Origin of the sequence: Enterovibrio litoreus (assembly GCF_045679545.1) — a bacterium.
Classification (GTDB): Bacteria; Pseudomonadota; Gammaproteobacteria; order Enterobacterales; family Vibrionaceae; genus Enterovibrio.
In genome coordinates, this window is the sequence record NZ_CP166194.1 from 2,784,019 (window position 1) to 2,796,390 (window position 12,372).

12 protein-coding genes are annotated in these 12,372 nt (G+C 46.7%); 8 read left to right on the forward strand and 4 right to left on the reverse strand.

Annotated features, from left to right (window positions below):
• The first annotated feature begins 131 nt into the window (after positions 1-131).
• The 3 genes from AB8599_RS12310 (at position 132) to xni (ending at position 4,188) form a co-directional block, all read left to right on the forward strand.
• Positions 132-1,703, forward strand: coding sequence for a diguanylate cyclase (locus AB8599_RS12310; RefSeq protein ID WP_407331208.1), 1,572 nt, complete (start codon positions 132-134; stop codon positions 1,701-1,703).
• Positions 1,704-1,960: 257 nt separating this feature from the next.
• A complete protein-coding gene (gene ppnN, locus AB8599_RS12315) occupies positions 1,961-3,331 on the forward strand; it encodes a nucleotide 5'-monophosphate nucleosidase PpnN (RefSeq protein WP_407331209.1) in 1,371 nt (456 codons plus the stop codon).
• An 83-nt stretch (positions 3,332-3,414) separates the two neighbouring features.
• Positions 3,415-4,188: a flap endonuclease Xni gene (gene xni, locus AB8599_RS12320; RefSeq protein ID WP_407331210.1), complete on the forward strand. Its 774-nt coding sequence runs from the start codon at positions 3,415-3,417 to the stop codon at positions 4,186-4,188.
• Between the two features lie 107 nt (positions 4,189-4,295).
• Here the strand turns inward: xni and rlmM are convergent, their stop codons facing one another.
• The 4 genes from rlmM to AB8599_RS12340 all read right to left on the reverse strand — a co-directional run bounded on the left by rlmM (position 4,296) and on the right by AB8599_RS12340 (position 7,325).
• Positions 4,296-5,363 carry a 23S rRNA (cytidine(2498)-2'-O)-methyltransferase RlmM gene (gene rlmM / locus AB8599_RS12325; RefSeq protein WP_407331211.1) on the reverse strand — a complete coding sequence of 356 codons (1,068 nt, stop codon included), beginning with the start codon at positions 5,361-5,363 and terminating at the stop codon, positions 4,296-4,298.
• Between the two features lie 80 nt (positions 5,364-5,443).
• Positions 5,444-5,809, reverse strand: a complete 366-nt coding sequence (locus AB8599_RS12330; protein WP_407331212.1) for a DUF423 domain-containing protein — start codon at positions 5,807-5,809, stop codon at positions 5,444-5,446.
• On the reverse strand, positions 5,806-6,423 hold the full coding sequence (locus AB8599_RS12335) for an alpha/beta family hydrolase (protein ID WP_407331213.1): 618 nt from the start codon (positions 6,421-6,423) through the stop codon (positions 5,806-5,808). The genes AB8599_RS12330 and AB8599_RS12335 overlap by 4 nt, the downstream gene beginning before the upstream one ends.
• A complete protein-coding gene (locus AB8599_RS12340) occupies positions 6,420-7,325 on the reverse strand; it encodes a transcriptional regulator GcvA (protein ID WP_407331214.1) in 906 nt (301 codons plus the stop codon). The genes AB8599_RS12335 and AB8599_RS12340 overlap by 4 nt, the downstream gene beginning before the upstream one ends.
• Positions 7,326-7,734: 409 nt before the next feature.
• Here AB8599_RS12340 and AB8599_RS12345 point away from each other — a divergent pair, with 409 nt between their 5' ends.
• The 5 genes from AB8599_RS12345 (at position 7,735) to AB8599_RS12365 (ending at position 12,354) form a co-directional block, all read left to right on the forward strand.
• On the forward strand, positions 7,735-8,958 hold the full coding sequence (locus AB8599_RS12345; protein WP_407331215.1) for an aminotransferase class V-fold PLP-dependent enzyme: 1,224 nt from the start codon (positions 7,735-7,737) through the stop codon (positions 8,956-8,958).
• Between the two features lie 15 nt (positions 8,959-8,973).
• Positions 8,974-9,396 (forward strand): cysteine desulfurase sulfur acceptor subunit CsdE, encoded by a 423-nt coding sequence (csdE, locus tag AB8599_RS12350; RefSeq protein ID WP_407331216.1) that lies wholly within the window; start codon positions 8,974-8,976, stop codon positions 9,394-9,396.
• A 551-nt stretch (positions 9,397-9,947) separates the two neighbouring features.
• On the forward strand, positions 9,948-10,688 hold the full coding sequence (locus AB8599_RS12355) for an SDR family oxidoreductase (protein WP_016959396.1): 741 nt from the start codon (positions 9,948-9,950) through the stop codon (positions 10,686-10,688).
• Positions 10,689-10,739: 51 nt separating this feature from the next.
• Entirely contained in the window at positions 10,740-11,951 is a 1,212-nt protein-coding gene (locus tag AB8599_RS12360) for an acetyl-CoA C-acetyltransferase (RefSeq protein ID WP_407331217.1), read from the forward strand.
• Positions 11,952-12,006: 55 nt separating this feature from the next.
• On the forward strand, positions 12,007-12,354 hold the full coding sequence (locus tag AB8599_RS12365; protein ID WP_407331218.1) for a phasin family protein: 348 nt from the start codon (positions 12,007-12,009) through the stop codon (positions 12,352-12,354).
• Positions 12,355-12,372 lie beyond the last annotated feature (18 nt).

A 12,372-nucleotide genomic window follows, 5' to 3' on the forward strand; every position in this document is an offset into this window, starting at 1 on the left:
ATCCAATCTATTGATAAAACAAGCAATAAACCGTTATAGCTAGGCGTTGCGCGTGAGCGTTTATTGTTTATCAACCCCAAAATCAGTGTAAATACTCGCTGAACGGGGGTTTGGAGATATAGTCGTAGTTTATGTCCAACTTCTCGTCAGATGAAGAAGTCATCACACTGAAAGAAAAGTTGCAGCACTCTCAGCTGGTGTTCCGAGATTTAGCACTTAAATCTCGGCGAGAAGCGACGATCTTAAAAAGGCTAATTTCACGACTTATTGCTGCCTCTCAAGCACATGAAGACCCGCAACTTAACGAGCGGCTATCTCAGATAAGACGAGATATTGACAGTCAGGACGATGTTAGCAGACTGATCCCTCAGCTTGCATTGGTGGAGCGTATGGTCAACAGACATAAACAGACGACAGTAAAAGCCAAAGATGCGTTGGAGTGCCAATTTCAGCAAAGTGGCGAAACACTCAAATGCTTGCCTGGACTCCCTGCACAGTTAAAACGCGATTTGCGTAACCTGTTGGTTACCCCTTCTACGCATCATCAAGTTAACCCTAACGAAGGTAGCCATAATAAAATTGTGGCACTGCTGCAACTATACGAGCGCGCACTCAAGCTATTATCTTTGCCTTCTAATGGGTTATCGGCAAAAGATTTGCTAAACATCGATCGTATTCATCAACTGTGCACTGAACTACAACATCTCATCACCGAACTCGATTTTGACGGTGAAGTAGGCGATAAGCTGCTGGGTATTCGAAGTCGACTCCTTCTCACGCCAGACTCACAGACCCTGCTTGAATTGACGCTCGAATCTGTCCAGTTGATTCTCGATGGCACTCGAAATGAACGTAAAGCGTCACAAGTATTTTTATCACAGCTCAACGAAGATTTATCCGTTTTGCAGCGCCACAATGGCCGCTCAATTGATAGCTCCCAAGCCATTTCTAGCCAACGAAGCTCACTCAATGATGAACTCGCTTCATCAGTTGAAACGATCCAATCTCAGTTGATAGAAGCGGAGTCTCTCGAGGCGCTGCGTCCAACACTGTCTGAGGTATCGGTCAATCTCGCATCATTGGTAGCACGAAACAGAGAGCTGGAAGAACGCGAGCAGCAACTACTCGAACAGCTTCAACACAACGAGCAGAAACTGGATGCCTTATATCAGCAAACCATGGACTACCGCCGTCGACTCGGCGACCAAGAACGTAAACTGCTGTTAGACCCGCTCACCAAAGTTTATAACCGCGCGGCACTGGATGATCGCTTGGAACACGAGTACCGCTGCTGGATTCGCTACGAGACCCCTTTCTGCCTTGCTATGATTGATATCGACCACTTTAAGAGTGTCAATGACCAGTATGGGCATTTAGTGGGTGATAAAGTTCTTAAGGTCGTCGCACGTACGATTCATCAGTGTTTGCGTGATACCGACTTTATAGCGCGATTTGGCGGCGAAGAGTTTGTGGTATTGCTGCCCGATGCCGACGAAGAAACGCGAAAATCGCTACTAACCAATATCAGAGAAACCGTCGCCAAATTGCCTTTTAAGTTCAAAGACAACCGTTTAACCGTCACTGTTTCTATTGGCGCAAGTTTGTTTAAAGACAACGACAATACTGTCGAAGTGCTCGAACGTGCGGACAATGCGTTGTACAACGCCAAACACAATGGTCGAAACAAATTGGTGTGGGCATAAATCCAACCCAGCCAAAGAATTACACAAACCATTGATTTAAAACACTTAAAATTCTCATCTTGGCGTGTTACCCCCCTTCTTTCTTTCCGGTTTATACCCTTTTTTACCGTCAAACTGGCTAAACTAAATGTCTGCGTGTATGGTTAATTAACACACTGATTTTTATAGCATTGAAAACAATAATTCTTTGAATGAAATAGTGCCTATAGAAAGTCTTTTTATGTATTCAGTGTGTTTTCTTCGCACAGGAGGTGACTATGATCACTCATATCAGCCCAGTCGGGGCAATGGATCTACTTTCTCAACTTGAGGTCGACAGACTCAAAGACTCCGCGCAGAGCGATTTGTATCGCCTGTATCGCAATTGCTCGCTCGCCGTACTCAACTCTGGCAGTCACACAGACAGCTCAAAAGAATTACTTGAGCAATATAAGACATTCAACATCCGCGTGATGCGGCGTGAACGCGGTGTGAAACTGGAATTGGTCAATCCACCCGATCATGCTTTTGTTGATGGTAAAATCATCCGAGGCATTCAAGAACACATGTTCTCCGTACTGCGTGACATCATTCACCTCAACGTACAACTTGAACATGCGAAAATCTTCAACCTCACCAACTCAAACCACATTACCAATCTAATTTTCGATATTCTGCGTAACGCCAAAGCCCTAGTACCAGGAAAAGATCCTAATCTCGTCGTCTGTTGGGGCGGACACTCCATCAATCCGATTGAGTATCAATACACTCGAGAAGTTGGCCATGAACTTGGTTTACGTGAGCTAAACATTTGCACCGGTTGTGGACCGGGTGCAATGGAAGGGCCGATGAAAGGTGCCGCAATTGGCCATGCCAAACAGCGCATTAAAGGCAGTCGATTCTTAGGGTTAACCGAACCGTCGATTATTGCTGCTGAACCCCCTAACCCCATTGTCAACGAACTGGTCATCATGCCAGACATCGAAAAACGCCTTGAAGCATTCGTTCGTGTAGGGCATGCCATTGTCATCTTCCCTGGTGGGGCAGGTACAGCAGAAGAACTGCTCTACTTATTGGGTATCCTCATGCACCCAGACAATGCTGACCAGCCGATGCCAGTGGTACTGACAGGGCCGAAAGAGAGTGAAAACTACTTCCGCGTTATCGACGAGTTTATCCGCGATGTGATCGGTGAAGAAGCCACCAAGTACTATCAAATCGTGGTGGGAGACCCTGCTAAAGCTGCGCGTATCATCAAACAAGGTATGCCTGCGGTGAAAGAACACCGCAAATCAACGGGCGATGCTTACTCGTTTAACTGGTCACTCAAAATTGCGCCAGAATTCCAGCTTCCCTTTGAGCCAAACCATGAAAACATGGCGAATCTGGATCTGCACATGAACCAGCGCCCTGAACTGCTAGCCTCTGCATTGCGCCAAGCCTTCTCGGGTATTGTGGCGGGTAATGTAAAAGAAGAAGGTATTCGTGAAATTGAACGTAATGGGCCGTTTAAAATTAATGGTGATGCCGTCTTGATGAAGAAAATGGATAAGCTACTTCGTGGATTTGTTGAACAACAACGAATGAAATTGCCTGGCACTGCGTATGTGCCTTGTTATGAAATCGTGCAAGGCAATGGTAACGGATAGAAACGGTTAGCCTTTCATTTATCTCTCAAGCAATTAGAATGGCCCTATTGGGCCATTTTTTTTCATCTGCGGACACACCATTCATGTCTATTCATCTCGTCATCATTGATGCAATGAATCTTATCCGACGGGTTCACGCCGCCCAACCCGATCCGAACGATATCGACGGAACGGCGCTGGTCTGCTGCCGTGCACTGAAGAAAATCATCAAATCTTCTGAGCCAACACACATGGTTGCAGTCTTCGATCATGCAGAGCAAGACCGAGGCTGGCGTGCTGAACTGATCCCTGAATATAAACAAGGACGAAAACCCATGCCAGAGCCGCTTCACGACGGCCTAAACAAGATTCAGGATGCCTTATGGGACATGGGCATTGATTCGTTGCTCTCCTCAGGTGACGAAGCCGACGACATGATCGCCACACTGGCGGTGAAAGTCGCAAGCCGCCATGGACAAGTCACGATTGTCTCAACCGACAAAGGCTATTGTCAGTTATTGCAACCTACATTGCGTATTCGCGATTACTTTCAACAGCGTTGGTTAGACAGCCCTTTTATTGAAAAAGAGTTCACCGTATTGCCCCGTCAGCTTGTGGACTATTGGGGCTTAGTGGGCATTAGTTCGAGTGGCGTTTCTGGTGTACCGGGTATTGGGCCGAAAACAGCGGCAACCTTGCTTCAGCGATATGACACGTTAGATAATTTGTTTGCCGCAGATGACATTGAGCCCAAATGGCAGAAAAAGCTGGATGGCAATGAAGATTTGGCAACGCGCTGTAAACAAGTGGCAACGCTAAAGCTCGATATTACGCTTGGCTTTAACCTTCAAGATATTCGCTACACGCCAGACGCTTAGGTGGCTTTTCACAACACGACTTTTCTTCACGCTAAGTTCCTAACGCGTAGATAACAAAAACGGCAACCCATTGGCTGCCGTTTCGGTATGTGCTTTACAACGACGAATCAGTCTAGTCGACGAAGGTGCACCGTCACTTCTTCACGATCATGATAAAGATGCTTCGCTTGAATTTCGAATTTGACCCCATTTTGGATCAAAAATTTCTTCAAGTTATCGATGTCTTCTTTTACTTGCTCGTAGCGGCGGTTCATCGGCAGTTTCAGGTTAAAGATGGCCTCTTTCGCCCAACGTTCAATGATCCACTCACCCATCAATTGCGCGACGCGATAAGGCTTTTCAATCATGTCACAAACCAGCCATGTGACGTTTTTACGTGGCGGTTCGAACTTGAACCCATCCGCAGCATGGTATTTAACCTGACCGGTTTCCATCAGGCTTTCTGCCATTGCACCATTGTCTACGGCATGGACGAACATCGAACGCTTCACTAATTGATAAGTCCAACCACCCGGACACGCGCCCAAGTCCACCGCCCACATTCCTGGTGCAATTCGCTCATCCCAGTCATTACGAGGGATAAAGGCATGGAAAGCTTCTTCCAATTTCAGCGTTGAACGGCTTGGCGCATCAGCAGGGAATTTCAGACGATGAATACCCATGAAATGTGGCGAGTTATTGTTGCTCAGCGAGTAACCTACATAGCAACAACCTGGCGCAGTAAAGTAGACGTGCAGTACCGGTTGCTTGGGGTTTTCTTTCGCCAGCAAAACACCGCGTTTACGCAAAGCTTGACGAAGCGGAACCGTGAACTTACGGCAGAACTTAAGCAGGTCTTTACCTTGGTTAGTGTCTGGCGTTTCAACACGCAGATCACCGCATTTTGGTAACTCGCCGCCTAACGCCAAAATCGGTGAAATACGGTCACCCGGATCAAGATCAGCCAGTTGCTCAACAACAGCAAACATCTGACGCGCAAAAATAAGCGACTTCAAAGGAAGCGTTTGAAGCAGTTTATCTGCATCGCCTTGCTGATAGCATTCAAACAACACATAGCCTGCATTTTTCTCTACACGGGGGAAACCGTAGACGCCCGCAGCTGTCGCTTTGTCTTGAATCTCACCTGCACATTCTTTTTCAAAGCCTTGACGGCAATACAATAAAATCTGATTCACACGATGCCTTTAAATGCCGTGGGTAAAATAACGCGCAATTATACCTCAGAAAACGTGATTCAGCGCACCAAACTCACTTGTCACCATAACGACCATGCCGCTAGCCCCCAACCAATTAGAAAACTCATCCCACCAAGTGGCGTGACAGGCCACAACCATCGCCAATCTGTTAGTGCTAAGCCATACAAGCTTCCGCTAAAACAAAGAATGCCTAGCGCAATAAATCCACCAGCCACACTCAACAAACGCTGTGGCGTAACGTGTAACCAAAGCCCAAGCGCGATCAGTGCCAACGCATGCCAGAATTGATACTGAACCCCTTTTTCGATGATAGACAACGCATAGGGCGTCAACTGTGCTTTCAATCCATGCGCAGCAAAAGCGCCCAAGGCCACGGCTATTGCAGCAAAAATACAGCCTATTGCCGCAAGCTGATTCCCCTTCATTGGCAAATCTCCTGAATGAATGTGACGATATTGTCCGCCGCAAATTGTCGATTGCTCACTTCCGTGTGACCCGATACTTTCCGTGGCTTAAAGCTATGATCGCCATCAGGCACAAAAGTGAGTTTCACCGTGTTGGATAACGGATACGTTTCCAACTCACAGCGGTTACCAAAGGTGTCACGCTCGCCTTGCAGGATAAGCGTCGGCTTCGTCATTGACGCCAAATGCTCGCCTTTATCTTTTTCCGGTTTACCTGGCGGATGAAACGGGAAACCAAGGCAAACGATGCCTTCGACATCGAGTAATTCGAGATGACTCGCCATGCGTCCACCCATGGATTTGCCACCAATAATTATCTTCCCGACACCAAAGCGGCTGACGACGCCAGTAAAAGATTCCAACAACTTTGGCGCTCTGTCTGGTGGTCGTCGTTTTCCATCTTCGGCGCGTTTAACCATATAGGGGAAGTTGAACCGCACAACTCGTATGCCCTGTTCGGCAATTCGCATCGAAACATCGGTCATAAAGTCATGATTCATGTCTGCCCCTGCACCATGGGCAAAGATAAAGGTGACATCAGCCGTTTCTGGTCCATTGATTATCACGTTGCTCATGCTGATATATGCTCCTGTTCTGCGGCGGCTTTAGCGAGTACCCAATCACGAAAGGCCGTAATACGCCCCGAATCGGCATCCTTTTGCTGACTGACTAAATAAAAGGCATTTTTACTCATAAGAAAATGTTCAAACGGACACACCAATCGCCCTGATTCAAGCTCAGGCTGTGCTAGAACGTTATTACTCAATGCTATGCCTTGTCCAAGTGCAGCAGCCTGCAGCACCATCGCTGAGTGACTAAAGATAGGGCCATAGTTAACATTAATATCCGTAATCTGATAATGCTTGGCGTACGCTGTCCAATCTCGGCGAGAACGATCATGAAGTAACGTGTGATGCTTTAAATCTTCCAAGGTGTTCAACGGCTTTTCGCTATGAAACACAGCAGGGCTGCACACAGGCAAAAGAAACTCGGGATATAGCTCGTCACAACGCAAACCTGGCCAGTTTCCTCGCCCGTAATAGATGGCGACATCCACATCGTCCGTCAGCGAACCATCTTCCATATCTACCGCTTTAATACGTACGTCGATTTCCGGATGCGCCTGATTGAAATCAGACAAACGTGGCACTAACCATTGAATTGCAAAGCTTGGGGGCAAACTTATCGTCAACGCGCCTTTCGCCCCACGCTCCAACACCTTGTCTGTGGCATCGGCTAAAGAGACAAAAATATCTTTGATGTCGAGGAAGTAACTTTGCCCTTCCTCGGTGAGTAGCAAAGATCGATTACGACGTCGAAAAAGTTTCAAACCAAGAAACTCTTCCAATGCTTTTATTTGATGACTAACCGCGGCTTGGGTGACAAATAGCTCTTCAGCCGCACGGGTGAAACTTAAGTGTCTCGCTGCCGTTTCAAACACTCTCAGAGAATTAAGTGGGGGTAGACGTCTGGCCATTTATCGCCCTTAGTAAATAAGTTTTTCTAATGCGGAACATTATAAAATGTCCGTTGTTCAGTCACCAGAGAAAACCTATAGTTTGGAAGCACCATGAGATTAGCGTTCCCTATGTGCGTTTGATGTTGTGGTTGCGATGTTGTGTTTGCATATTTCGGCCTCTGCCGAGTCTCGGTAGTGATATCTACCTTTGAATACATACCGTATTTTTACCCCTTACTATCAAATAGTTTTTCGTCGCACCGAGCATTTCACTCGGTGCTTTTTTTTGCTCACAATCAAGCGATATCAATCAGCCAGCCTGATTAAGCCAGCAAAAAGCACCTTCAAATACTTTCCCTTGAGTTAACGGCATAGAAAAGCGATCATCCCCATCCGATACCGAATTTAGCAACGTGACACTCAGATAATGACAAATAGCCCCTTTAATATTGACGCCATACGCCGCGATTTTCCGTCGCTGGATCAGCACGTTCATGGTCAACCCTTGGTCTACCTTGATAGTGCCGCTACGTCACAAAAGCCGCTACCCGTTATCCAGTGCATCACAGATTATTATTCAGGTGCCAATGCAAACGTTCATCGCGGTTCTCATTCACTAACAGCGTCTGCCACGAACCGTTTTGAAGCAGCAAGACAAACGGTTGCCGATTTTATCGGCGCCTCTGTCAACGGTATTGTCTGGACGCGCGGTGCGACAGAAGCACTGAATCTCATTGCCCAAAGCTACGCACGACAAATGCTCAAAGAAGGCGATGAGATCCTGATCAGCGAAATGGAACATCACGCCAACATTGTTCCGTGGCAGATTGTTGCAGAACAAACTGGGGCAAAAATCGTTAAGTGGCCATTAGATCCAACACGCTGCCAACTTGACATGTCAGTGTTCGATTCGCTGCTCACTTCGCGCACAAAACTGGTCGCTGTCGCGCACATCAGTAATGTGACAGGCACACGCAACCCAGTTGAAACCGTTATTGAAAAGGCACATGCACTCGGGGCCGTGGTGGTGGTTGACGGCGCACAAGCTGTCGTTCATGAAAGCGTTAACGTCGAAAAAATGGATGCGGATTTCTATGTCTTCTCCGGCCACAAGTTATTTGCGCCTGCGGGTATTGGTGCGCTATATGGCAAGCCCGACATACTAGAGAAAATGCCTCCTTGGCATGGCGGAGGTAAGATGGTCGACAATGTGTCGTTTGAAGGAACGACATACACGACCTCCCCAGCGAAATTTGAAGCTGGAACACCAAACGTAGCGGGAGCGCTTGCATTAGCTGAAGCTATAAATTGGTTCAATAGCATCGATCGTAACGGAGCAGAGCAACACGTCGCATCACTTCAAGCTGAGTTGGTGGAAGGGATACGTAATATCGAAGATCTATCGATCATCGGTTTACAGCAAGGGGCAAGTGTAGTGGCATTTCACATTGATGGTGTTCACCACTCTGACATTGCCACTCTTCTTGATCAGCAAGGCATTGCCGTGCGCTCAGGACAGCACTGTGCCCACCCACTCATGGATGCGCTCGGCATTAATGGCTGTGTGAGGGTATCGATCGCCATCTACAATACGTCAGACGATATCAAGCGTTGCGTTTCTGCCATTCAAAAAGCCTGTGATTTACTTTAAAAAAGAACAACGATTATGACTACATTCCCAGCACACCCGTTTGGCACCACGCTAACACCCAATGGCATTGTCGAAAAAATGGTAAATTGCCGCAGTTGGGAAGACAAATATCGTCTTATCATTCAAATGGGTAAGCAACTCCCCAACTTAAATGACCAACTCAAAGAAGAGAGTGTTCATGTACCTGGTTGTGAAAGCAAGGTATGGCTAATTTGGAAGATTGAAAATAATACCTACCACTTTGCGGCAGATTCTGACGCACGCATTGTAAAAGGTTTGTTAGCAATAATAGTGGCTGCCACGGAAGGAAAAACTCGCCAAGAGTTGATAGCATTTAATTTTGAGCAGTACTTCGAAAAAATGAATTTATTGAGTCATCTTAGCCCATCTCGAAACAACGGAGTTCGGGCGATAATTAACCAAATTCAGCGAATATAACGCCTAAAAACCGCACAGTTTCTCTCATGAATTCACAATGTTACCTGACCACCTTACCGTACATTACACTTTTTAACGCTGAGACCTTGGTCAATAATTCCGACATTGCAGTTGCACATTCGAACTTTTATTCCTTTACTTGATTTGCTTATTTTTCACTCGTCCAATTACGCTATTGATAGATTGAAAAATAAAGTATCTCTCTCAAAAAAAATAAGCAATAAATCAAGATTAAAATCAAAAAGATCAACCACGAAACCTAAGGTTAACACCCCGTTAACTTTAGGTCGTTTATTGTGGATCAAGATCTTGTTTCTGTAATTATCCCCTTATTCCTTTTGCCTTACTCAAAAGATTGTATATCTTTGACTCCAATGGTCACAAAACCATCATAATAATAATTTAAAGTTCTACCGAAACTAGTTGAGTTTCCCTAGTTTCAACCCTTACGCGCTAATACTAAATAATTAACGGTGCCTGTATTTTTGGATGCCCAAATGCAGTTACAGGGGTCATGTTTCAATTGCTTGTTGTTAAGAATGGAGTCATCAATGAAGAAACTCGCGCTCATCACCGGTTCAAAAGGTGGTATCGGCTCAGCGATCACAGAGAAACTGGTAAGTCAGGGCTATCGTGTTATTGCTACCTACTTCACCGGAAATCTACAGTGTGCCGAACAATGGTTCGATGAGAAGAAGTTCACATCAGACCAAGTGCGCCTTTTCGAACTAGACGTTACTAACACAGAGGAATGTGCAGAACGTCTCCCTCTCCTACTTTCTGAAGAAGGCACTATCGACGTTGTTGTTAACAACGCGGGTATCACCCGAGATGGTCTTTTTAAGAAAATGGCAGCCGAAAACTGGCGTACAGTTATCGATACCAACCTGAACAGCCTGTTCAATGTTACTCAACCTCTTTTTGCCGCAATGTGTGAAAAAGGCGGTTGTCGCGTCGTCAACATCTCCTCTGTGAATGGACTGAAAGGTCAATTTGGTCAAACCAACTACTCAGCTGCAAAAGCAGGCATGATTGGTTTTACGAAAGCATTGGCAATGGAAGGTGCTCGATATGGCGTAACGGCAAACGTCGTGGCCCCTGGCTACACAGCAACCCCAATGGTAGAAGCGATGCGCGAAGAAGTGCTCGAATCTATCAAGAGTGAGATTCCGATGAAACGTCTGGCTCGTCCAGAAGAAATTGCGGAAGCAGTGGCGTATCTTGCTAGTGATGCAGGTGCCTATATCACTGGGGAAACGCTGTCAGTCAATGGCGGTTTGTACATGCACTAAAAGTTCGCGTACTGAATACTGGTACGTGCTCTAAAAAAGGAAAGAGTTAACATGGAAAAAGTGTATATCGTTGCCGCCAAACGTACCCCGATTGGCGCGTTCACAGGCTCACTCAAAGACACACCAGCTGGTCAACTTGCTGCCGCTGCGATTAAAGGCGCATTGGAAGCTGGCAATGTTGCGCCAGATGCTGTTAACGAAGTCATTCTTGGCAACGTTGTCAGTGCGGGCCAAGGTATGGGCATTGGTCGTCAGGCCGCCATTTTTGCGGGGCTACCTGAAACGGTTCCTGCTTACGCCATCAACATGGTGTGCGGAAGTGGCATGAAAGCCGTGATGGATGCTGTTGCTCACATCCGCTGTGGCGATGCAGACGTCGTTGTCGCTGCTGGTGTAGAAAACATGTCTCAAATCCCATTTGCTGCTTCGGGCGCTTTGCGTGGCGGCCAAAAAATGGGTGATATCAGTTTAAAGGACCTTCTCATCAACGATGGCCTGACTGATGTTTTCAACCAATTCCACATGGGTGTAACGGCAGAAAATGTTGCTGAACTTGTCGGCCTAAGCCGCGAGCAGCAAGATGCTTACGCCCAACAAAGCCAACAAAAAGCGGTTGCTGCGATTGAAGCGGGACGATTCAAAAATGAAATCGTGCCTGTTGAAGTGACGCAACGTCGACAAACTGTTTCTTTTGATACCGATGAATACCCTAAAGCAGACTGCACGCAAGAAGGCTTGGCGAAATTACGCCCAGCATTTAATCGCGAAGGCACTGTGACTGCAGGTAACGCGTCGGGTCTAAATGATGGCGCAAGCGCAATCATTGTTGCCTCAGAAGCAGCAGTTAAGCGCCTGGGATTAAAGCCATTGGCAGAAATCACCAGCTACGCACAAGTTGGGTTAGATCCTAAAATTATGGGCTTAGGCCCAGTGGGTGCTGTAACCGAAGCTCTGAGAAAAGCTGAGCTTTCGATTTCCGATATGGATCTGTTTGAACTCAACGAAGCCTTTGCCGCTCAGGCGCTGGGTGTTGTCCACCAATTGGCAGACACACACAACGTGAAACCTGAAGCGATTTTGGAAAAGGCGAACGTTAATGGTGGCGCAATTGCATTGGGTCACCCACTCGGCGCATCAGGTAACCGCGTCTTGGTTTCTCTGATTCACGAGTTGGAAAAACGCGAAGGCACATACGGTGTTGCTTCGCTCTGTATCGGTGGCGGTATGGGGACGGCAGTTGTCGTCAAACGTGCTGACAGCTAAGACGGTTTAGTGAAAAACCCCCTTGGATCTAATTAATACACTCAGGAGATACACCATGTACACAGATATGTTTAAAGCATTCTCAGAGCAAACTGAAAAAACGCTGGCACCTTACGTAAAGCTAAACAAACTGGTAGCAAAAAATGTTGAAACGCTGACTGAGCTTCAACTGAGCGCAGTGAAAACGTATAGCGAAATGGGTCTGGCACAAATCAAAGCAGCTAGCGGTGTTACTGACGTAACGTCTATGACTGCATTTGGCGGACAACAAATGGCTGCAATGACCAAGCTTTCTCAGCAAATGATGGATGACAGCAACAAACTGCAATCTATCGCGAAAGAGTTCAAAGATGATCTCGAGCAGCTAACCGCTGAAAATGTAAAAGCAGTTACTCCAGCTTAAATAAGGTCACCAACCCGC

What these genes read in the sequence shown, in the direction of transcription:
- AB8599_RS12310 (WP_407331208.1), top strand. Translation starts at nt 132, where the DNA reads ATGTCCAACTTCTCGTCAGATGAAGAAGTCATCACACTGAAAGAAAAG.
- ppnN (WP_407331209.1), top strand. Translation starts at nt 1,961, where the DNA reads ATGATCACTCATATCAGCCCAGTCGGGGCAATGGATCTACTTTCTCAA.
- xni (WP_407331210.1), top strand. Translation starts at nt 3,415, where the DNA reads ATGTCTATTCATCTCGTCATCATTGATGCAATGAATCTTATCCGACGG.
- AB8599_RS12330 (WP_407331212.1), bottom strand. Translation starts at nt 5,809, where the DNA reads ATGAAGGGGAATCAGCTTGCGGCAATAGGCTGTATTTTTGCTGCAATA.
- AB8599_RS12335 (WP_407331213.1), bottom strand. Translation starts at nt 6,423, where the DNA reads ATGAGCAACGTGATAATCAATGGACCAGAAACGGCTGATGTCACCTTT.
- AB8599_RS12340 (WP_407331214.1), bottom strand. Translation starts at nt 7,325, where the DNA reads ATGGCCAGACGTCTACCCCCACTTAATTCTCTGAGAGTGTTTGAAACG.
- AB8599_RS12345 (WP_407331215.1), top strand. Translation starts at nt 7,735, where the DNA reads ATGACAAATAGCCCCTTTAATATTGACGCCATACGCCGCGATTTTCCG.
- csdE (WP_407331216.1), top strand. Translation starts at nt 8,974, where the DNA reads ATGACTACATTCCCAGCACACCCGTTTGGCACCACGCTAACACCCAAT.
- AB8599_RS12355 (WP_016959396.1), top strand. Translation starts at nt 9,948, where the DNA reads ATGAAGAAACTCGCGCTCATCACCGGTTCAAAAGGTGGTATCGGCTCA.
- AB8599_RS12360 (WP_407331217.1), top strand. Translation starts at nt 10,740, where the DNA reads ATGGAAAAAGTGTATATCGTTGCCGCCAAACGTACCCCGATTGGCGCG.
- AB8599_RS12365 (WP_407331218.1), top strand. Translation starts at nt 12,007, where the DNA reads ATGTACACAGATATGTTTAAAGCATTCTCAGAGCAAACTGAAAAAACG.